This is a genomic window from Streptococcus mitis, assembly GCF_002096755.1.
Classification (GTDB): domain Bacteria; phylum Bacillota; class Bacilli; order Lactobacillales; family Streptococcaceae; genus Streptococcus; species Streptococcus mitis_AC.
Map to the genome: position 1 here is coordinate 1 of NZ_NCVF01000015.1, position 21,537 is coordinate 21,537.

Genomic DNA, 21,537 nt, shown 5'->3' on the forward strand with positions numbered 1-21,537 from the left:
TGCTGTGCTGTGCTGTGCTGTGCTGTGCTGTGCTGTGCTGTGCTGTGCTGTGCTGTGCTGTGCTGTGCTGTGCTGTGCTGTGCTGTGCTCATGGTAGTATCCTTTCTTAGCTTTGTCAAGCTTTTGTAATTTTAATTTTATAAAAAATTAAGTTGGCTTATCCTATCTTTGTAATGCTTAATTTTTAACAAATTACAGCTTCATTCTATCAAAAATAGGGGTTGAAATCAAAAGAGTTCTCTAATCTCAATTTCTGATTTTACTTAGCTAAACTTACAGTCAATTTTACTTCTTTAATGCTTCTATTTCTTTCAATGTAGCCTGATATTCTCTTTTGGTTTCCATTTGTTTTCTCATTGATTTTTCAGAATACATCTTTTTCTTTAACTGTTGTGCCTTTTTTTCTAATTTATCGAATTGGTCACTGAGTTCAATAGAGTTTCTAAGATTACTTTTTTCTAAAACTTGTAATTCTTTCTTACCAGTTTCTTTTACAAGACTCTCATAAACATCATCTAAATCATTTCCCTCAAAGTCAATGATTACATCATCATGAGTCTGAAAGCGACGGACAATCTTAAAGTGCTTGCCATCCTTTTCTTGACTTAATGGCTCTTTATAATGAATAAGAAGTTCTTCTCTACCTTGTGGATATTTTAAAACAAAGGCTGTGTAAATCCCTAATCTTATATCTAGCTGTTCTAATAAAGTTAAGGAAACATCCATTTGTTCGAGTTCTATTTCTAAAACCATGATTTGCTTCACTTTTTTGCCAGCAAGAATATTAGTGGTACTTGTATCAATCTGATGCGTAATTTGAATTGCTCTAATCTGTTCTCTTAAATCTTTCTTTTCTTTCACAGATACATTAAGATTATCAAAAAAATCACTATTACCCTTTTTATGAGGCCGATATAGAATGTGAGGTCTTGATAAGGCTGTATAGGATGGAAATTTAATCATCAGAATCCCCTTTCATCAATATGAAGAAACAAATTAACTCAAAATCATCCATTCCCTCGATGCTAGTATTCATCAAGTCAACAGATCCAAAGTTAAATAGGGCATCCATAGTTGAAATCTGATTATGTTCCATTAATTGATCGATTGCCTCTTGAAGCAATTCCGAATAAACAACCATTTCTTTACCATCTTTTGTTTGACGATTGAACTTGTCTACCACCTGACTCAATGGTTTACTTTGACCCCGACAAATGCTACTGAGGTGCTCCAATATTTTCTTGCTTTCAGACGGAGATAACAGTAATTCTCCATTTCTATTGATGTAGAGGATATAATATGGGTGAAGCTGATTCTGATTATTTTTTCCTTTTAACTGTTCTTTGTTTTTTAGGACGAAAATGACACCTTCTGATTCTTTATTGGAGGCAGGTAAAATAGCTTGCAATCCTTTCGGAACTTTTTCCAACTCAGGATGTTCTTCCAAATACTTAAGAAGGTCCATACGATAATCTTCTAAGCCTAAATCCATAATGGAAATACCATCATTCATCTCCTCTAGATCGACCACTTCATCTCTAAGACGTTCTAATTGTTTTCTTCGGTAATTATTATCCTCTATTTCTTCACTAGATAAAACATTATCATCCGCTGTTGAAGTCAAGACAGAAATCTTCATCCTAGATTCAACCCTAGACTTGAGATCGATATACTCATCTAACTCAAGGTTCGGCCAAAAGTTAACCAATTGAATGTATTTATTTCGACTACCAATTCGATCCACACGACCAAATCGTTGAACAATACGGACAGGATTCCAATGGATATCGTAATTAACCATCATATCTGCATCTTGTAAGTTTTGCCCTTCAGAAATCACATCTGTTGCAATTAAAAGATCGATTTCACTCTCATCACCAGGAAACAGAACATCACGAGACTTTGATTTAGGAGAGAAATAAGTTAGTAACGAATTGAGATCTTTATTTTTAGTATCCAGAGTTGTTGCAAAACCTTTTGTACCTGAAATCTGAGCAGTGTAGAGACCATACTTATCCAAGACATACTGACTAATATGCTTATAAAGATAGTTCGTTGTTGTCGCAAATGCGGAGAAAATGATCAACTTTTTATTGCCAGCATTGATTGGATTTGTTAGTTTCTCATCTATCAAGGTAAAAAGAGTCTGAAGTTTTTGATCTTCTTGTGGTGTTATTTTACTAATTAGATTTTCTAACTCTGTCAATACTGCAAAATCTTGTTCTAACTCGATCTTCCAACTACGATAATCCATATCTTGTAGAGCAATCCGATTTTTCTTACCAATAGAGAACTCGAAATTACTATCTTCCAAATCAAAATCATCTTCATTAAGATGAGGATCAACAGATAAATGATCCAAACCTGTCAATTCATATTCCTCGATAGCCTGTAACGTCTTTTCTACATAATCTTTTACAACGTCTATTAAAGTATATCGAAAAGCTGCGACAGAACTTTCTAAACGTTTGAGCAGGTTAATCATCATCAGTTTTTTGATACCAGATTCACGACCAAACTGAGTTAAATTCCCCATTTTTCCTTCTTTACTTTTATCGTATTTAGCTCTCTTTGATGGGTAGATATGTATTGAAGGTTGATAGATAGTCAACTGCAGTTTATCAAGTAAGTGGTATAATTTTTTATAGGTAATTCCAAGATTTGAAACTGTTAAATCAGGTTCAAAATTAAGAGGTTTTAAGCGCTGTGGAAACTCTCCAATGGCTTCTCTATCATAAAATTCGCGAATATGTTTTCTACTTCTAGCTATGGTTACACTATCTAGTACTTTAAAGAAATCAAAATCTAATGTAGATAGCAGTTTATCTGTTGTTCTCTCTTCTGCAGGTAGATCAGCCCACTTATTATAAGCAGATTGAGCGTTTCTGAAAATATCATTTATAGATGATTTGGTTTCTAATTTACTATCAATTTGATCCGTATCACCTTCATAGGCTAAAGCAATTTGATTTTTCAAATCATTAAAGCGATTATTAACAGGTGTGGCTGATAGCATGAGTACCTTTGTAGGAACACCAGACTTTATGATTCGATTCATTAAACGGCTGTATCGATTTTCTCTCCCCTCGTATAAGTCATTTTCGCTAGAACCTCCATTTCTAAAATTATGGGACTCATCAATGACAACCAAATCATAAGTATGCCAATTATTTAAGGACAAATCAATTCCATTAGAGTGTCCTTTATCTCTACTAAGGTCTGTATGATAAAGCACGTCATAAAGCAAATGTCTATCATAAATTGGATTATTTACATAATCATGACGATACATATTCCAGTTATTTTCTAACTTTTTAGGACAAAGTACTAAAATACGTTTTCCTCGATAAGCATAATAAGTCATGACCGCTAAAGCTGTATAAGTCTTCCCTAGACCAACCGAATCCGCTAGAATACAACCATTAAATTTTTCTAATTTAGAAATGATCGATTTTACTGCATCCTTTTGGAAATCATATAACAGCCCCCAAATCTTACTTTCTGTATAACCAACCCCTTCATTTGGTAAAAAGTCTTCATTGATATCTTCTAAAAATTCATTGAATAAATTATATAGCATCACATAGTAAATAAACTCAGGTGAATGTTCTTTGTGAGCTAGGTTTAAATTCTCCAAAAACTCTTCAGTAACATCACGAAAATAATCATCTTCTTCCCAAAGATTATCAAATTCATCTAAATAATTTAAACTAAGTGGTGCATGATAGAGGTTTCTACTCGTTTTAAATAGAGAAGCTTCATATCCTAATTCTTTGCGATCAAAGTTTCTCAAACGATCTACCGCCACTACATCATCCGAATTTTCAATTCGAATACCATTTGGCATTTCATCTGTTTCAATATTAATAGACTTAAATTGCGCTTTTCTTCGGATCCAATCAGCACATTCACGAGCAATCGCTTTTTGGGTCAGCTCATTCATCAATTTCAGTTCATACTTTCCACCAAAAATCGATTGTTCCCGTTCTTTTTTGGGTATCGTGTATTCACGGAAATCTGTTTTGGTTTCATCTGTTACAAAAGTCGGATTTGTGAAAATAAATTTTAACTCTTCAATATTCTCCAATTCCTCTTTCAACTGCTGATAAGCAAACATTGAAAAGGTTGCTGCTGCAATTTTGACTCGGCTCTCTGATTTCAATTCTTTCTTTAACTCATCTCCAAGACGAATTGATCTATTATCAATTTCCATAATTCCTCCCTGTTAGACTATTTCTACTATTATATCATTCTTTGCAGATTCAAAATAGACCTTTTTCTTCTTTCCAAAAAAGGAAAGCTCTGCAGCCTTCCTTTGTTTTACTTACGTTTCTTCTTCGCTTTCTTCATTTTATTCGCCATGCGTTTCATGGACTGTTTCATGGCAAATTCACCGATTTTACCTTTGAGTCCGCCACCAAACATCTGGCTCATATCTGGCATTCCTGCCCCTCCGAGAGCTGACAAGTCAGGCATACCACCTTGTCCCATCATGCCTTCAAGGGCAGACATATCCATTCCTCCCATATTTGGCATATTTTTAGGAAGGTTGTTTGGATTGATTCCCATCTGCTTCATCATCTTGTTCATATCACCAGACATAACACCCTGCATGAGCTGTTTAGCTTGGTTAAAGTCTTTGATGAATTTATTGACTTCGACAAAAGTATTTCCAGAACCAGTAGCGATACGACGGCGACGGCTTGGATTTAGCAAATCTGGATTTTCACGTTCTTCAGGTGTCATGGAAGACACAATGGCACGTTTACGCGCAATCTGGCGCTCATCCACCTTCATGTTTTGAAGTGCTGGATTGTTGGCCATACCTGGAATCATCTTGAGCAAGTCTTCCATCGGCCCCATGTTTTGCACCTGATCTAATTGATCGATGAAATCATTAAAATCAAAGGTGTTTTCACGCATCTTCTCAGCCATTTCAAGGGCTTTTTGCTCATCGTATTCCTGAGAAGCTTTCTCAATTAAAGTGAGCATATCCCCCATACCAAGGATACGGCTTGACATACGGTCTGGGTGGAAGGTTTCAATGTCCGTAATCTTTTCACCTGTACCTGTGAACTTGATTGGTTTTCCAGTAATGTGACGAACAGATAGAGCCGCACCACCACGAGTATCGCCATCAATCTTGGTAAGGATAACCCCAGTTACTTCTAACTGAGCATTAAACTCACGCGCAACATTGGCCGCTTCCTGACCAATCATGGCATCAACGACAAGGAGAATTTCATTTGGTTGAGCCAGTGCTTTCACATCGCGAAGCTCATTCATCAAAAGCTCATCAATCTGCAAACGACCTGCCGTATCAATCAAGACATAGTCGTTGTGATTGGCTTGGGCTTGTTCCAAACCTTGACGTACAATCTCCACAGCTGGAACCTCTGTCCCAAGTGCAAAAACAGGTACATCAATCTGTTGACCCAGAGTTTTCAACTGGTCAATAGCCGCAGGACGGTAAATATCCGCCGCAATCATCAATGGACGAGCATTTTCTTCTTTCTTGAGTTTGTTGGCCAATTTACCAGCAAAGGTTGTTTTACCAGCCCCCTGCAAACCAACCATCATGATGATTGTAGGAATCTTAGGTGACTTGATAATCTCAGCTGTATCAGAACCCAAAACAGCCGTCAATTCCTCATCAACGATTTTAATAATTTGTTGCGCAGGATTAAGGGTATCAATGACCTCATGCCCGACTGCACGCTCACGAACTTTCTTGATAAAGTCCTTTACAACAGGCAAGGCAACGTCTGCCTCAAGCAAGGCCAAACGAATTTCTTTGGTTGCCTCTTGGACATCAGATTCAGAGATTTTTCCTTTTTTACGTAGATTTTTAAAGACGTTCTGCAAACGTTCTGTTAAACTTTCAAATGCCATTATTTTCTCCTATTTTTTCAATTCAGTGGAAATCGTCCGAAATGTTGCAAACTCTCTAGTTCTTCGGTTGTGACTTCTTTAATGATTTCATTTGGATATCCCCAACAGCTAAATCCTTCTTTAAGGGCTTGAGGAATAGAATCAGGTGAGAGAATTTGTAGTCTTGTAGGAAATGGTTCCTCTGCAGCTAATAGTTTGCAAGGTATTCCTTTATAGACAACAAGATTTTCCATGATTACTCCCTATTATCAATACTGGTCAAAATCTCAATTTGCTCTTGCAGAAAAGCATCCTCTGGATAACGCTCCAAAATCTGATCAAAAATTTGACTGCGAACAATGTAGTCCGAGTACATGTGCAATTTCATCTCATAATCTTCCAGAATCTTTTCTGTCCGCTTGATATTATCATAGACAGCCTGACGACTGACACCAAACTCCTCGGCAATCTCAGCAAGGCTGTAATCATCAGCGTAGTATAGCTCGATATAATTCATTTGCTTATCTGTCAAAAGCGCCGCATAAAATTCAAAGAGCGCATTCATACGATTGGTTTTTTCGATTTCCATAACTTTTATTATACCAAAAAATAGTCTAATCTACCACACTAGGAAGCCAATCCAAGAAGATAGCTAGCTAAATTTGAAAAAGACATGAGACTAGCCCCAAGTAATTTCCAATTGATAGCTGGCAAAGGGATGTCCCTCTTGATTTTGTAGTTGATAATCTAGTTCAATCTTTTGCCCATCAACTTGATAACGGCTCGTTTGGATGATAAACTCCTGCATGCCCATAGGTGTGGGAATATAGGCTAAACTATCGCTATCCTTTAGAAAACGCATAATGGTTTTGGGATTGGAAAATCGGCTCATCACCAGTTCTTGACTATGGAATTTAATAACTACTTTTTCCTTTTCCTCATTATAGAAAAGCAGGTAGCTATAATCTCCCTTTTCATGCACTTCCACGTCATAAAGCTGGTCAATCACTTCCAGCTGCTCATCAAACTGAATCGTATTTCGCATCCGAATCTTCACATCAGGTCCTCTTTCTTGTCTCTTGTCCTACTATTTTACCAAAAACTCTAGCTTTTTGCTATAATGGTCATATGAACGAAAAAGTATTCCGTGACCCAGTTCACAACTACATCCATGTCAATAATCAAATCATCTACGACTTGATTAATACAAAAGAATTTCAACGCTTGCGTCGCATCAAGCAACTGGGAACTTCCAGTTATACCTTCCACGGTGGAGAACACAGCCGCTTCTCTCATTGTCTAGGAGTTTATGAGATTGCACGACGCATCACGGAGATTTTTGAAGAAAAATATCCAGAAGAATGGAACCCTGCCGAGTCTCTCTTGACCATGACCGCTGCTCTTTTACACGACCTTGGGCATGGTGCCTACTCCCATACTTTTGAACATCTCTTTGATACAGACCACGAAGCCATTACTCAGGAGATTATCCAAAATCCTGAAACGGAGATTCACCAAGTCCTGCTACAAGTGGCGCCAGATTTTCCAGAAAAGGTTGCCAGTGTCATAGACCATACCTATCCTAACAAGCAGGTCGTGCAACTCATTTCCAGTCAGATCGATGCGGACCGCATGGACTATCTCTTGCGTGACTCCTATTTTACAGGAGCATCCTATGGGGAATTTGACCTGACTCGCATCCTCCGAGTCATTCGTCCTGTCGAAAATGGTATCTCCTTTCAGCGTAATGGCATGCACGCCATCGAAGACTACGTCCTCAGTCGTTACCAGATGTACATGCAGGTTTATTTTCATCCTGCAACACGGGCCATGGAAGTTCTCCTGCAGAATCTCCTCAAACGCGCCAAGGAACTCTATCCTGAAGACAAGGACTTCTTTGCACGAACTTCTCCACATCTCCTGCCTTTCTTTGAAAAAAATGTGACCTTATCTGACTATCTGGCTCTGGATGATGGTGTGATGAATACCTACTTCCAGCTCTGGATGACCAGTCCTGATAAGATTCTCGCAGATTTGTCGCAACGCTTTGTCAACCGCAAGGTCTTTAAATCCATTACTTTTTCACAAGAAGATCAAGACCAACTCGCTAGCATGAGAAAATTGGTTGAGGACATCGGCTTTGACCCCGACTACTATACTGCCATTCATAAGAACTTTGACCTCCCTTATGATATCTATCGTCCCGAATCTGAAAATCCACGGACACAGATTGAGATTTTACAAAAAAATGGAGAACTGGCCGAACTCTCTAGCCTGTCTCCTATCGTCCAATCTCTTGCAGGCAGTCGCCACGGAGATAATCGCTTTTATTTTCCAAAAGAAATGTTGGACCAAAACAGTATCTTCGCAAGCATTACCCAGCAATTTTTACACTTGATTGAGAACGACCATTTTACCCCAAATAAAAACTAGAAGAGGAAATTTATGAGTATTAAACTAATCGCCGTCGATATTGACGGAACCCTAGTCAATAGCCAAAAGGAGATTACTCCTGAAGTCTTTTCTGCCATCCAAGATGCCAAAGAAGCTGGTGTCAAGGTCGTCATTGCAACTGGCCGTCCTATCGCAGGCGTTGCCAAACTTCTGGATGACTTGCAGTTGAGAGACGAGGGGGACTATGTCGTGACCTTCAACGGTGCCCTTGTCCAAGAAACTGCTACAGGACATGAGACTATCAGCGAATCCTTGACCTATGAGGATTATCTGGATATGGAATTTCTCAGTCGCAAACTCGGTGTCCACATGCACGCTATTACCAAGGATGGAATTTACACTGCCAATCGCAATATCGGAAAATACACAGTGCACGAATCAACCCTCGTCAGCATGCCTATCTTCTACCGCACACCTGAAGAAATGGCCAATAAAGAAATCGTCAAGTGTATGTTTATCGATGAGCCTGAGATTCTCGATGCTGCCATTGAAAAGATTCCAGCAGAATTTTACGAACGCTACTCTATCAACAAATCTGCACCTTTCTACCTTGAACTCCTTAAAAAGAATGTAGACAAGGGCTCAGCTATTACTCACCTAGCTGAAAAACTAGGATTAACCAAGGATGAAACCATGGCAATCGGAGACGAAGAAAATGACCGTGCCATGCTGGAAGTCGTTGGAAACCCAGTTGTCATGGAAAATGGAAATCCAGAAATCAAAAAAATCGCCAAATACATCACTAAAACAAATGACGAATCCGGCGTAGCCCATGCCATCCGAACATGGGTACTGTAAAATAATTTGAATATAGAAAAAGCACTCCATAAGTTAGAGATAATGTACTGACCCCAAAAGTTAGACAGAAAAAATCTTACTTATGGGGTGCAGTTTAAAATTTAGTATTTTTGGTTTCTAGTTCTATCCCCTTAATAATTATTAAATCTGAAAAAGGTAGTACATTATGTAAAACCTTTTTCAATTTTTTATTTTACTACGAATTAATATTATTTTTTCTAATGATAATTAATCCACTAATCTTCCTTTATAAATATTGCAGTTCTTTTCTTAGTTAGCTTTTTTTCATAACTCTTTATAAGAATAAGCAATAAACTACTTAGTAATCCCAAAATAACTAGACTTAATCTCGGGTTTAAAAGCCAATTAAAATAAGCGACCAATATCCCTCCAAAAGGTGCAAAAATGGTAGCTATTACAAAAGAACTAGAAAGTATCTTTCCAATATTATACACAGTACTTTCTTGTTGCTGTATTGTTGTAATCGAAACAGAAGCTATTGTAATTAATCCACTCAAAATTGAATAACAACTTCCAAATCCAGCAATTGAGTAAACAATCCCAACAAGACTATTTGATAATTTTAATTACGTCCATTTTTTTCTCTCATTAATTGGACATAGCCCTTTGTTTCTATTTTTGAATTTAAAAACGAGAACTCTCCGCACATTTTCTCATAAAAATTATTATAATCTTCTTTTGAAAAATCTCCTAAAATCTCTATCTCAAGATAAAATCCAAGACCATCAATCTTATCTAGATTAATCGTTTTATTTTCTAATGCATCACGATAAGTCTTTCTATGTTTACTTATTGTGAAAATATTTGAAAATCCATCTTGCAAGATATTCCTTACAAATTCTAATTTTTCAGATTCTAACTCTATTTCACTTTCACTCCACATTCCTTGTTTTATCGTATCTTTTCTTGTAAAAACACTTGCTCTATTATCATCTTCTTGGCGAATTCTGTAGATAAAGCTACCTACCTCATCATTTTCAAATTCTCTTCCTTTTGTTTTAAAATATTTATCAACTTGCTTATTTTCACACTTAAATTTATAAGATTTTTCTAAATATGAAATAGCATTATTATAATCCCTCTCATCGTTGAGTTCAAATCTAACTTCTAATTCATTCATTCATTTTACCTCTCAATTCTTCAAAGGCTGAAGTCTCTTTACATTCACTCAGTCTATAGTAAGTTTCTGTAGATGTTTTATGGACAAAAAGCCTAATATTTTCTTGCACTCATTTTAGCACTTAGATGTTATTATGTCAATTGTTTTTATAATATTCTTTATTTATTTTTGTTAAATACATATTTGTATCTTTTTAGATTAAAAAAACGATGCTTATGAACATCGTCTTTACTATTCTGTTATATCTGCAATATAATGCTCAATTTTAAGAGCCATTGACATATTGTCCTCAAGCTTATATAGGAAATAAGCCGTTTCAAAGTAATCTTTTACTGCAACTTTAGAAGAAAAATTCTTACTGACATTTCCCATCAATACATACAAATCAGCCAAAAGATATGTTGTTTTATACGTCTTACATTGCTTTATCGTATCTGTGATTTTAGTAATAGCTTCTTCAGTATTATTCTGCAACCATAGATAGCGACAAACATTATAATTAAATTTAATAGAAAGGTTTAATTCTTCGATTGTTTTTAAATTGAGTTGATTTACTTGATACTCTAACTTTTCTCGAATTTCATTAAAACTCTCTAAATCTTCAATATCATAATAAAAATTAAATAGAGTATTTGAAACTTGAAGGTAGGTCAGGTCAGGTACACTTAACTGAGACAGTACCTTCTCCAATCTTGCCACAGCCTCCTCTTTTTGCCCATAGAAATAAAAATCTATAAGAGATTTTATCCACTCCATATAAAACTTATCTACTAAAGACAAGCGATGTACTTTTACACTCTCTAGTTCATATATATATTTCAAAGACTCATAATTTCGATTTGTGATAAATGTCTGAGCTAACTTCTTAAACTCTGATAGCTCGTCAATCTCCTCTTCAATTTGCTCATTAAAAAAATAATCCATACTAACTTTTAACTTCTTGGACAGAGCATATAAAAAGTCTGCTCCTGGAGTAAATTCTCCATTCTCTAATCGACTAATCTGTCCCTGTTTACATATCCCCTCAGCCAATTCTCGCTGAGACATTTTTAATTCTTTTCGTCTATTTTTTAATCTTGTTGCTAATAGTGTACCCACGTTTGCATTTTCCTTTTCTATTCGATTTCAATTTCAATTGTAACATGATTAAATTTTAAATACAAATTAATAAACCAAAAGATACAAATTATATATAAGCAATGACTAGATATGTTACCTTTGAAAACCTATCCCTTCTTCTTTTGAGATTTTCTTACTCAAACGATTGATAAACGTATTCACTTTAAATGGATTAGATATTAGACTATCATGTTTAAATTTTGTTATTGATATATTTAACAGACCAGAAATAGTCTTGTACAACATATCAAATTCAGGGGAATAATAACGATTTTCCCCATTTTTTAAGCTCTCTATTTCATAACAATCAATTCACCTTGTCACATACCTTAGCCAGAAACATCCATACCAAATCTTTTTGAAAGCTGTTTAAAGATTTGTACTTACTTTCTGAGTTCATAGATCTGAACCTTAACATCATTTGTCAATTCCATAATAAAAATAAGGACATTCCAATAAAGGAAGTCCTTTTTTAACACTACTATAAATCAAAGACATTTTCATGATCCATTTTATTCTATAGTCATTGACCAAAATACTAAATTATTTTTAAAAATGAACTTGTGATAATTGCCTTTAAATAAACATTTTGAATTTTCTTTGTCTTTCTTTACATTACTAAAAATGCCCCCTGCAGGAATCGAACCTGCAACTACTCCTTAGGAGGGAGTTGTTATATCCATTGAACTAAGGGAGCTAGATAAAAACTCTGCTGAAAAAGCAGAGTTTTTTAGTCGAATTAACGACGGATTTCTTTGATACGAGCTGCCTTACCTTGAAGTGCACGCAAGTAGTACAATTTCGCACGACGTACTTTACCGTAACGAACAACTTCGATTTTTTCAACACGTGGAGTGTGGATTGGGAAGATACGCTCAACACCTACACCGTTAGAGATTTTACGAACTGTGTAGTTTTCTGAGATGCCAGCACCTTTACGTGCGATAACAACACCTTCAAAAATCTGGATACGTTCACGGTTACCTTCGACAACTTTCGCGTGTACACGAACAGTGTCACCAGGACGGAATGATGGGATATCTGTACGAAGTTGACCTTCAGTCAAGCTTTGGATTAATGGATTCATTTTATTCTCCTATCTTTGTCAATCTTGAGGAACCTTCCTCAGCGGATAAACTGTATTTTTGTGCGTCCATTACACACAAGATACAGTTTACCAAATTTCCATAAAAAAGTAAAGAAATTTATAGCAGAATTCCTAAAAAAATCGCAACCAAACCACCTAGATAGGTCAAAGCTAAATAAGAATAAAATACCTTCTTATCACTTAACAGTCTTTGGAGTTCGTCATTTAAGGTAGAAAAGGTTGTTAAACCTCCACAAAAACCCGTCGCTAAAATAGCATAGACTTCCTTAGATTCCACATGATTGTAGAATAATCCAATTAAAAAACAACCTAGAAGATTGGCTATGAGCGTTCCGAGTGGCAATTTAGATGCTTGATTATAGCGGGAAAAGAAATAACGTACTAGAGCTCCGAAGCCACAAGCAATTGCAAGATAGACCATTACCATTTCTTCCTCCCTAGAAAATAAGCCAAGAGTAGACCTCCACCAATACTCAAAAGCAAATACATAACTAAACTAAGATAACGCCCTGTATCCAGTAGTTTCACAGCATCAAGCATGAGACTAGAAAAGGTTGTCAAACCACCACAAAAACCTGTACCCAGTGCTAAAATAACGCCTTTACTGGTTCCCTTATAGACTAAATAGCCCTTAACAAGATACACCAAGCAGAAAATGCCTAAATAGTTAACAAGAAGGATGCCCCAAGGGAAATCTGGACTGGCTGGTAACCAAGTAGAAACCAGGTAGCGAACCAATCCACCCAACATAGCAGCTAGAAAAATTCCTAGCGGATAAAATTGCTCTTTTTTCATTTGATATTTTGATCCTGATAATCACGCGAACGTTTGAGTATGTCCGAAAAAGTCGAGACAATAGTCTCCTGATAGCGCTTGTCCTCTACACGACTTCTAACCTTTTCAAAGATAATTGCTTCTCTCTTGGTATCTAAAATCGGTTTACCCGAAGCTTTCTTATAAGCCACAACCCCTTCAACTAAGTGCATTCGTTCTTCTAGAAGTTTAACAATTTGATCGTCGATGTGATCAATTTCTTGGCGAATACTATCTAAATCCATACAGTCTCCTCCTTTATTTGAATTATTGTATCAAAAAGCCACCAAATAGGCTAGTAAAATCCCAAGTCACGGTAAGAAAACTGCACTGATTGATTGCATCAGCGCACGTTTATGCTTATCCTACTTTAGCAGCCAATTCTTCTGCGAATTGTTCCAAGCGCTCAATGTCTTCTTCCTCAGCAGAGAGATCAACTTTGACACACTCTGAACCTTTTTCTGCCCCTGTCGCTACAAAAACGCGGTCAAAGTCATCGACAGCCTTACAGAATTCATCGTAGAAGGTATCTCCTGATCCGACCACTCCGTAGATTTTGCCATTCAAGTTGAGGTCAGCTAGGTCTTCGTAGAAGTCCATCATCTCATCTGGCAATTCTCCATCACCATAAGTGTAGGTCGCAACGATAGCGATGTCTGCTTCCAAGAAGTCTGAAGCGTCAACAGTTGTACATTCATCAACATCGACATCCAAGCCCAAGTCACGTAATTTGTCTGCTACAATATCTGCAATTTCTTCGGTATTACCGGTCATACTGGCAAATACAATTTTTGCTAATGCCATATCGTCCTCCTCAATTTATCTTTCTCCATTATATCACATCTTTTTCATTTTAAAAATAAAAATTCTTGTGCTACAATGAAATGAGAAAGAATTGAGGTTATTTATGGAAATTTGCCATCAAATTTTAGAAAAAATCAAAGAATACGACACGATTATCATTCACCGTCATATGAAACCAGACCCTGATGCCTTGGGAAGTCAAGTGGGCTTGAAAGCTCTTCTCAAACATCATTTCCCAGAAAAAACTATCAAAGCAGTTGGTTATGATGAACCAACTCTTACTTGGATGGCTGAGATGGATCTTATTGAAGATAGTGCCTATCAAGGCGCACTTGTCATCGTCTGTGATACAGCTAATACTGCTCGTATCGATGATAAGCGCTATGGTCAAGGTGAATTTCTCATTAAGATTGACCACCATCCAAATGATGATGTATACGGTGACCTATCTTGGGTGGATACTAGTTCAAGCAGCGCTAGCGAGATGATTACCTTATTTGCAGAAACAACTCAACTGGCCTTGTCAGATCGCGCTGCTGAGTTGCTCTTTGCAGGAATTGTCGGTGATACAGGTCGCTTCCTCTACCCTTCTACCACTGCACGGACTCTTCGTCTGGCTGCCTATCTAAGAGAACAGAACTTTGACTTTGCGGCTCTCACTCGCAAAATGGACACTATGAGCTACAAAATTGCAAAACTTCAAGGCTACATCTACGACCATCTGGAAGTGGATGAAAATGGTGCCGCTCGCGTTATCCTGAGTCAGGAAGTTTTGAAACAATACAATGTTACCGATGCTGAAACTGCAGCCATTGTCGGTGCACCTGGACGCATTGACAGTGTAAGTCTCTGGGGAATTTTTGTAGAGCAGGCTGATGGCCACTACCGTGTTCGCTTACGCAGTAAAATCCATCCTATCAATGAAATCGCCAAGGAACATGATGGTGGAGGCCACCCTCTAGCAAGCGGAGCTAATTCCTATAGTTTAGAAGAAAACGAAATCATCTACCAAAAGTTAAAAAACTTGCTTAAAAACTGATAAAATACTTGCCAAACTTTTCAGAATCTGATAGACTAGTAAGGTAACAATCTATGGCTCGCAAAGAGACCATGGCAGAAAGGAAATATTGCAAAATGAAAAAAGATATCCATCCAGAATATCGCCCAGTTGTCTTCATGGACACAACTACTGGTTACCAATTCCTTAGCGGTTCAACAAAACGCTCTAACGAAACAGTTGAGTTCGAAGGCGAAACTTACCCATTGATCCGTGTGGAAATTTCATCAGACTCACACCCATTCTACACTGGACGTCAAAAGTTCACTCAAGCAGATGGACGCGTGGATCGTTTCAACAAAAAATACGGTCTCAAATAATGATAAAAAGACAGCTTCGGCTGTTCTTTTTTGTTTCTTGAAATCAACTGCTGTTTCCATGTTCCAGACTCGTACTCTTCGAAAATCTCTTCGGTAATTTAATGTAAGGGGATTTATACAAACAATAGACTTTTAACCCCAAAATTGATAAAATAAAAAAGAAAATAATTGAAAAAGGAAACTGTAAATCACCATGATGAACATGCAAAAATTGAACATACTGTTTTTAATTTTTGTAAACATCAAAAAGGTTGGTTTAAAAGGATTTTTAAGTCCTTAAGATTTTTTATCCAACACTACTATTCACGCATCCAAGACAAAATCTTGGCAAAAAAATACAGTAGCAAAGAGTACACCAAACTACCACTCATTATGGGCGGTAGTTTTCTTTTTGTCTAAAATAGAGATAAAAAGATAGGTGGTAGCCTTATGCGTTACGGTTATGTTCGAGTATCTACAAGAGAACAAAATATTGATAGGCAATTTTCAGCCTTAGTAGAAAATAAATTATCAAAAGAGAATATTTTTATTGATTACGTTTCAGGAAAAGATTTTGACAGAATAGAATATCAAAAATTATTAACTACCTTGAAAGAGAATGATGAATTGGTTATTAAATCAATTGATAGATTGGGAAGAAACTATGATGAAATTTTAGAACAATGGCAAGCAATTACTAAGAAAAAGAAAGTAAATATAACTGTTTTAGATTTCCCCTTATTAAACACAAAGAACAGCGATGACAATATCACAGGAAAACTAATATCCGATATCGTTTTGCAAGTTCTATCTTATGTGGCACAGTTTGAAAGAGAACAAATCAAACAAAGACAAATGGAAGGAATACGAGAAGCAAAGAAAAAAGGGAAAAAATTCGGTAGACCAAAATTGATTGCCCCGGATAATCTCCCTGATGTAATAGCTCAATATACCAAAAAAGAAATAACCTTACGAGAAGGTGCAGACATCTTAGGAGTATCAAAAAGCACCTTTCATAATTGGATAAAAAATTCATAGTTCCTGTCAAAAAACCTAGGATTTTTTGGACAGGAAATACACTTTATTTTAGAACTATTTTCGTTAGAAAAAAGGTTCTAAAATCCAGCATTTTGACCGATTATTATTACACTACCATTCTATCAAGTTTGTCCAAAAAAGTCTAGATTTTAGGACAAACTGATTACTTTACAACAAATAAAAATAGGGAGTATCAAATGAATGCACAAACAAACTAAAAAATTTACACTTGCAACTATCTCAGCTCTATCACTTCTTGGCACTGGAGTTATCACAGCTAATCAAGTATCAGCTAGCGAGAATACGAGTACTGAAAAACAAATAGAAGCAACAATTACAAAGGTTGAAATTGATTATTTTGGACTTAGCTTCGAAGGAAAACTTTCAGAGCCACTACCACATGGAGGTGATAATGCTGCTAAGGGAAATGTTACTTTGATTGATAAAGCGACCGGAAAAATTGTGTACCAAAGTCACGATGCTGTCATTTTTAGTGGCTTAACTAAAGATGTCAGTGATCAATTTTTACAACCTTTATTTTATAGCAATCAATTTAAAGGTGATATTTTTGTTTCAGAACAATTTCCAGATGGAACATATATTTTGGAGATGTCTGGAGAAGCTGGTTCGCCTTACGGTGACTTAACTGATACAAGAAAACGTGTCTTTAAAGTTAGAAAAGATGTGACTATCGGAAATCCTTCTACAAATTCAAATACTAACACAACAACTCAATCAGGTTCGAATTCTAATATCTCAGGTAGTTGGCTACAATCTGGTTCTCGTTGGTGGTACAAACACGCCGACGGTTCCTATACAACTAATGGCTGGGAAAAAATCAATGGTGTTTGGTATCGTTTTGACAACTCTGGCTGGATGCAAACTGGCTGGGTAAAAGACGGTAGCTGGTACTATCTCGACGGTTCAGGTGCGATGAAGACAGGTTGGGTCAAAGATAACGGTAGCTGGTACTATCTTCAAGACTCAGGCGCTATGAAAACTGGCTGGATGAAGGTATCTGGTAAATGGTACTATGCTTATAACTCTGGTGCATTGGCAATCAATACGACAACACCTGATGGCTACCGTGTCAATTACAACGGTGAGTGGGTATAACATAAAATAGAAATAAATTAAGGAGATAATTATATGAACAAAGTTATAAAAATTGAAGCTGAAACAGTTTATGTTGGAAAAGGTGATAATGGCCAATTTACTGCAATTTCAAGAAAAAGTTTTGGTTTTGAACCACAAGTAGGTGATTACGTAGAATTTTATCAAAACGGTGATGAGTATATTGTTTCAAAAATAGATAACGCATCTCCAGCTACCTCTAGTCAACATTCAAATGGAGTGAGTGATAAATCTAAACTGGCCGCAGCCCTATTTGCCTTATTTTTAGGAGCACTCGGTGGCTACGATTTTTACATCGGAAATTCTAAACAAGGATACAAGCGTATCGGAATAACTCTGCTAGCTATCATTCCTATTTTAATGCCAGTTGTTTTACTAGCAAATGCTATTTGGAATATTATAATTACTATTCAAGTTTTAACTTCCAAAACTGGTAGCAAATGGCACCAAGATGCCCAAGGTTTAGAATTGCAAGATTAAATACATGAAAAAATTATTATTTCTATTCAGTGCCAGTATTTTAACTATCTCTCTTCTAACAGCTTGCCAACATCAGAGTGAAAACACTCCCTCAGCAAGTTCTGAAGTAACTACTTCTAGTAGCAGTTCATCTACTTCCACATCGGAAGAGAAGAAAACTGACTACACCCTATACAATACTGTCCTTAAAGAATATGCCAAAGTATTAGATGGTTCACCAGCTTCACATACAGAGGTCAATTCAAAAGCAAACTTAAAAAATACTTATCCTAACGAATATTATGGATTACAGTATAGCTTGTATGATTTAGACCAAGACGGTACGGACGAACTTTTGATTGCTCTAAAAACGTATTCTAACTATTACGATTTATTAGATATTCGAACTCTTAAAAATGGTGAAGTTATTCGACTGACCAATGCAGAAAATAATCTGGACTTTATTGGAGAACGCGTTCATTTTAATCCTTTAGAAAACGGCTATTTCCAATTATCTACCCGAGTATCTACTAATCAAATCCAACTTAAACTATACAAGTTGAATCAGGATAGAACACAGTTAGAGTTAGTTAGCGAATCAGATACAGAAGAGGGACTGGGGACAAAACCACCTTCCCTTGACATAAGGTCTTTCTCTTGGAAATCTGTCACAAGCCTCATAAATGGAGAAACAAGCCTTCCATCAGAAAGTAAAGGAATGGATATTTCTGCAATTCAAAATGGAGATTTTTCTAGTGTCATAGGAACTTGGAGGAATGGTACAGGTATTGAATTTACTTTCGATAAAAATGGCTTGGTAAGTGATCATTCCAAAGTTTCAATTGAATATGCTAAAGAAACCGACCGCTATCTTAAAGCAAGTTTACTTCCTAAAGCTGGTGGTGCTGGTGGTGCAGCTATTGCCTTTTTACCAGCAGGAATCCCTATAACCATGTCTGTCACCTCTTCTTCAGATAATGGCTATACTGACTCGTCTGATATTACACAAGACCGCTTATGGTTTGGACACCAACTCATCAATGGCAGTACTGAGGGATTTTTCTACAAAGTAGAATAGTGTTAGTAAACTCTTAAACTAGCTCATAAAATATCTAGCAACTTTTCATAAACACATATAGGATAAATATTCTTATGCTCTTAGAATATCTATCCTATATTTTTATTCTATCTACATTTCTATCGATACTTGATGAATTCACTCAGAAAAAGATTAGACTTTTAACGTTAAAATTGATAAAATAAAAAAGAAAATAAGATAAAAGGAAACTATAAATCACCATGATGAACATGCAAAACATGATGCGCCAAGCACAAAAACTTCAAAAACAAATGGAACAAAGTCAAGCAGAACTTGCTGCTATGCAATTTGTTGGCAAATCTGCTCAAGACCTTGTTCAAGCTACCTTAACAGGTGACAAAAAAGTTGTCAGCATTGACTTCAATCCAGCTGTCGTTGACCCTGAAGATCTTGAAACTCTTTCTGATATGACTGTTCAAGCCATCAACTCTGCTCTTGAACAAATCGATGAAACTACCAAGAAAAAATTAGGTGCTTTCGCTGGAAAATTGCCATTCTAAGCATAAGAAAAACAAGCATTCAAGAGAATACTTGCCTATCATGGGAGGAACAACTGTTCCTCTTTTTGCTTACTAAAAATTAAAGAATTCCATGGCCTGTTTGAACAGTAAATCCGTATACTCTGGGTCTTCTTGGGCAATGGTAACCTGATCTTGAATCATTTCCAAGTCATCCGTTATCATGCCGTCTGCACCCAAATGAACAGATTTATCAAAGGACTCTGAACTATTGATGGTCCACACGTACAATTTCTGATCGGTATTCCAAAGCTTGTTGACAAAATTTTCATCTAAAGTTGAATACTCCATGGTATAACCTGTAGCCTTAGTTCTTGGGAAAATACTATTGTAAGGTAGGATGAAATAAACTGGAATTTGTGAGTCATAGGCCAACACCTGGTCAATCACATGGTAGTCTAAAGATTGCATTTGGTGACCATTCTGCTTAAGAACCGTGCCATATTTTTCCATAAATCGTTTCATCATATCTGGGCTATCTTTTCGACTGGTTTTAATCTCAATAAGAAGTTTCTGATGCAATTCATTGGCTTTGTTAAGGTAGTCATCAAAACTAGATACCTTGGTATGATAGCCATTTTCAGAAATATCAAGTTTGGTTAATTCATCCAAAGTTAGATCCTGAGGATTGGCATTAACTCCTGTCAGATTCTTGATATTGGCATCATGCATCATGACAAACTGGCCATCTTTTGTTTCCTGAACATCTGTCTCAACGAAATCTGGAGATAACTGAGCGGTTTTTTCTAGTGATTGAACGGTATTTTGAACACCATTTTTATCTGAAACACCGCGATGAGAGATAATTAAAGGTTTATGTGAAACTGGAGCTTCTAAATAAACATAACCCTCAAGAGCGAAAAAGATACAAGCACAGCCCATCACTCCCCATCTCATCCAGTGGTCTTTCTTTCTCCTTGGTGTGATTTCTAATTCCTCCCCTGTCAAAAAGGAAACAAACTTAATGAGAAAGTAAGTCAAGGCCATATAGTGGAAATTCTTAATCAAGACAAAGTTGATAATTCCCAGCACAAGAGATTCCCTATGGGTCAAACCATCCATCAGTGCCTGACTTGCTAAAATTGGAATCAAGAGAAGAATGAAAAATAGATACGTTTTAACGATAATCCAAAGTAAGTTCCAGATATAAAACCAGGAGTACTTTCTTGTCTTCTCTAGACTGTATCTGACTGCTTCTTTGACTGTTTTTTTCTCAAATAAAAGCTGAGATAGGGCAAACATGAAACGCACTGAAATATAAAACAGAAGTAAAGCCAGAATAGTAACCACTATACCTACAAGCCAATACTTGTCTTCCACATAATCAACAATAAAATCCGGAATGACAATTTTATTGAGGTAATAAATCTTTAAAATCTTTCGAATCAATGGAAAGAGCATCATGACATAAAAGAAGATAAAGGCCATTTTGGAAATCGTCACTTGTCTCATAAATAAGAAACTTTGGCGAAAGACCTTGCGACTGTACTCCAGCAAGGTCCTCCTTTCGTGATAGAGGAGGTGTCGAGCTCCGATAAAGAGAAGTCCTATCTGGTAATAGGCGATCAGTAAATTAACGATTACCAGAATAAATAAAGCAAGACTAACAAAGGGAGAACCTTTTATAATGGCAAAAATATTGTTGTAGGAAAGAAAGAGATAGCCTGTCTGACGGAGCAAAAGTCCAGCAATCCAAGAATTGGACGGTAACCAGACAAACTCAATCATCATGAAAGTCAAGAAAAAGAGAAAGAGTATTTTATCTAGATTAAAGTATATCTGCTTAAAACCTAGATTTTTAGGTTTTTCAGGTTTCATAGGCACT

Annotated in this window: 24 protein-coding genes and 1 tRNA gene; 9 read left to right on the plus strand and 16 right to left on the minus strand. The window is 36.5% G+C overall.

Translation table 11 applies throughout. The features are described 5' to 3' along the window. Nucleotides 1-285: 285 nt before the first annotated feature. From B7700_RS00270 to B7700_RS00295, 6 genes are all read right to left on the minus strand, one after another. Nucleotides 286-963 carry a DUF4391 domain-containing protein gene (locus B7700_RS00270; RefSeq protein WP_084886361.1) on the minus strand — a complete coding sequence of 226 codons (678 nt, stop codon included), beginning with the start codon at nucleotides 961-963 and terminating at the stop codon, nucleotides 286-288. After that, nucleotides 956-4,213 carry a helicase-related protein gene (locus B7700_RS00275; RefSeq protein WP_084886364.1) on the minus strand — a complete coding sequence of 1,086 codons (3,258 nt, stop codon included), beginning with the start codon at nucleotides 4,211-4,213 and terminating at the stop codon, nucleotides 956-958. The genes B7700_RS00270 and B7700_RS00275 overlap by 8 nt, the downstream gene beginning before the upstream one ends. A gap of 107 nt (nucleotides 4,214-4,320) precedes the next feature. Continuing rightward, entirely contained in the window at nucleotides 4,321-5,892 is a 1,572-nt protein-coding gene (gene ffh / locus B7700_RS00280; protein WP_084886366.1) for a signal recognition particle protein, read from the minus strand. A gap of 17 nt (nucleotides 5,893-5,909) precedes the next feature. Continuing rightward, nucleotides 5,910-6,125 (minus strand): hypothetical protein, encoded by a 216-nt coding sequence (locus B7700_RS00285; RefSeq protein ID WP_060628105.1) that lies wholly within the window; start codon nucleotides 6,123-6,125, stop codon nucleotides 5,910-5,912. A gap of 2 nt (nucleotides 6,126-6,127) precedes the next feature. Beyond that, entirely contained in the window at nucleotides 6,128-6,460 is a 333-nt protein-coding gene (locus B7700_RS00290; protein WP_000402062.1) for a putative DNA-binding protein, read from the minus strand. 90 nt (nucleotides 6,461-6,550) lie between these two features. Further along, entirely contained in the window at nucleotides 6,551-6,928 is a 378-nt protein-coding gene (locus B7700_RS00295; RefSeq protein ID WP_084886368.1) for a YwiB family protein, read from the minus strand. Between the two features lie 71 nt (nucleotides 6,929-6,999). Here B7700_RS00295 and B7700_RS00300 point away from each other — a divergent pair, with 71 nt between their 5' ends. After that, nucleotides 7,000-8,304 carry an HD domain-containing protein gene (locus tag B7700_RS00300; RefSeq protein WP_084886370.1) on the plus strand — a complete coding sequence of 435 codons (1,305 nt, stop codon included), beginning with the start codon at nucleotides 7,000-7,002 and terminating at the stop codon, nucleotides 8,302-8,304. A gap of 12 nt (nucleotides 8,305-8,316) precedes the next feature. Next, complete coding sequence (yidA, locus tag B7700_RS00305; protein ID WP_084886373.1) at nucleotides 8,317-9,123, plus strand: sugar-phosphatase; 807 nt, start codon at nucleotides 8,317-8,319, stop codon at nucleotides 9,121-9,123. Between the two features lie 236 nt (nucleotides 9,124-9,359). Here the strand turns inward: yidA and B7700_RS00310 are convergent, their stop codons facing one another. From B7700_RS00310 to B7700_RS00350, 9 genes are all read right to left on the minus strand, one after another. Beyond that, complete coding sequence (locus B7700_RS00310) at nucleotides 9,360-9,641, minus strand: hypothetical protein (RefSeq protein WP_239682355.1); 282 nt, start codon at nucleotides 9,639-9,641, stop codon at nucleotides 9,360-9,362. Between the two features lie 65 nt (nucleotides 9,642-9,706). Next, on the minus strand, nucleotides 9,707-10,264 hold the full coding sequence (locus B7700_RS00315) for a CYTH domain-containing protein (protein WP_084886376.1): 558 nt from the start codon (nucleotides 10,262-10,264) through the stop codon (nucleotides 9,707-9,709). 231 nt (nucleotides 10,265-10,495) lie between these two features. Continuing rightward, nucleotides 10,496-11,362 carry a helix-turn-helix domain-containing protein gene (locus tag B7700_RS00320; RefSeq protein WP_084886378.1) on the minus strand — a complete coding sequence of 289 codons (867 nt, stop codon included), beginning with the start codon at nucleotides 11,360-11,362 and terminating at the stop codon, nucleotides 10,496-10,498. A 646-nt stretch (nucleotides 11,363-12,008) separates the two neighbouring features. Beyond that, nucleotides 12,009-12,080: transfer RNA gene (locus B7700_RS00325), tRNA-Arg, on the minus strand. 42 nt (nucleotides 12,081-12,122) lie between these two features. Next, nucleotides 12,123-12,470 carry a 50S ribosomal protein L19 gene (rplS, locus tag B7700_RS00330; RefSeq protein ID WP_001068669.1) on the minus strand — a complete coding sequence of 116 codons (348 nt, stop codon included), beginning with the start codon at nucleotides 12,468-12,470 and terminating at the stop codon, nucleotides 12,123-12,125. A gap of 118 nt (nucleotides 12,471-12,588) precedes the next feature. Further along, nucleotides 12,589-12,918 (minus strand): fluoride efflux transporter CrcB, encoded by a 330-nt coding sequence (crcB, locus tag B7700_RS00335; RefSeq protein WP_012972531.1) that lies wholly within the window; start codon nucleotides 12,916-12,918, stop codon nucleotides 12,589-12,591. Further along, nucleotides 12,912-13,286: a fluoride efflux transporter CrcB gene (crcB, locus tag B7700_RS00340; RefSeq protein WP_084886381.1), complete on the minus strand. Its 375-nt coding sequence runs from the start codon at nucleotides 13,284-13,286 to the stop codon at nucleotides 12,912-12,914. The genes crcB (B7700_RS00335) and crcB (B7700_RS00340) overlap by 7 nt, the downstream gene beginning before the upstream one ends. Next, nucleotides 13,283-13,549 (minus strand): chorismate mutase, encoded by a 267-nt coding sequence (locus B7700_RS00345; protein ID WP_084886383.1) that lies wholly within the window; start codon nucleotides 13,547-13,549, stop codon nucleotides 13,283-13,285. The genes crcB (B7700_RS00340) and B7700_RS00345 overlap by 4 nt, the downstream gene beginning before the upstream one ends. A 115-nt stretch (nucleotides 13,550-13,664) precedes the next feature. Continuing rightward, complete coding sequence (locus tag B7700_RS00350; RefSeq protein ID WP_001162125.1) at nucleotides 13,665-14,108, minus strand: flavodoxin; 444 nt, start codon at nucleotides 14,106-14,108, stop codon at nucleotides 13,665-13,667. A 103-nt stretch (nucleotides 14,109-14,211) separates the two neighbouring features. On the opposite strand from B7700_RS00350, the gene B7700_RS00355 reads away from it, so the two are divergent. The 7 genes from B7700_RS00355 (at nucleotide 14,212) to B7700_RS00390 (ending at nucleotide 19,694) form a co-directional block, all read left to right on the plus strand. Then, a complete protein-coding gene (locus B7700_RS00355) occupies nucleotides 14,212-15,147 on the plus strand; it encodes a DHH family phosphoesterase (RefSeq protein ID WP_084886386.1) in 936 nt (311 codons plus the stop codon). A 95-nt stretch (nucleotides 15,148-15,242) separates the two neighbouring features. Next, on the plus strand, nucleotides 15,243-15,485 hold the full coding sequence (locus tag B7700_RS00360) for a type B 50S ribosomal protein L31 (RefSeq protein ID WP_000710764.1): 243 nt from the start codon (nucleotides 15,243-15,245) through the stop codon (nucleotides 15,483-15,485). Between the two features lie 429 nt (nucleotides 15,486-15,914). Next, entirely contained in the window at nucleotides 15,915-16,502 is a 588-nt protein-coding gene (locus tag B7700_RS00370; RefSeq protein WP_049547096.1) for a recombinase family protein, read from the plus strand. Nucleotides 16,503-16,739: 237 nt separating this feature from the next. Beyond that, nucleotides 16,740-17,618 (plus strand): N-acetylmuramoyl-L-alanine amidase family protein, encoded by an 879-nt coding sequence (locus tag B7700_RS11480; RefSeq protein ID WP_419991872.1) that lies wholly within the window; start codon nucleotides 16,740-16,742, stop codon nucleotides 17,616-17,618. A gap of 33 nt (nucleotides 17,619-17,651) precedes the next feature. Beyond that, nucleotides 17,652-18,116 carry a hypothetical protein gene (locus tag B7700_RS00380; RefSeq protein WP_004256621.1) on the plus strand — a complete coding sequence of 155 codons (465 nt, stop codon included), beginning with the start codon at nucleotides 17,652-17,654 and terminating at the stop codon, nucleotides 18,114-18,116. Nucleotides 18,117-18,120: 4 nt separating this feature from the next. Beyond that, complete coding sequence (locus B7700_RS00385; protein ID WP_049500389.1) at nucleotides 18,121-19,173, plus strand: DUF6287 domain-containing protein; 1,053 nt, start codon at nucleotides 18,121-18,123, stop codon at nucleotides 19,171-19,173. Between the two features lie 221 nt (nucleotides 19,174-19,394). Beyond that, nucleotides 19,395-19,694 carry a YbaB/EbfC family nucleoid-associated protein gene (locus B7700_RS00390; protein WP_000981526.1) on the plus strand — a complete coding sequence of 100 codons (300 nt, stop codon included), beginning with the start codon at nucleotides 19,395-19,397 and terminating at the stop codon, nucleotides 19,692-19,694. Nucleotides 19,695-19,766: 72 nt separating this feature from the next. On the opposite strand, the gene B7700_RS00395 is transcribed toward B7700_RS00390, so the two are convergent. Continuing rightward, entirely contained in the window at nucleotides 19,767-21,530 is a 1,764-nt protein-coding gene (locus tag B7700_RS00395) for a glycerophosphoryl diester phosphodiesterase membrane domain-containing protein (RefSeq protein ID WP_142358588.1), read from the minus strand. Between the last annotated feature and the right edge of the window lie 7 nt (nucleotides 21,531-21,537).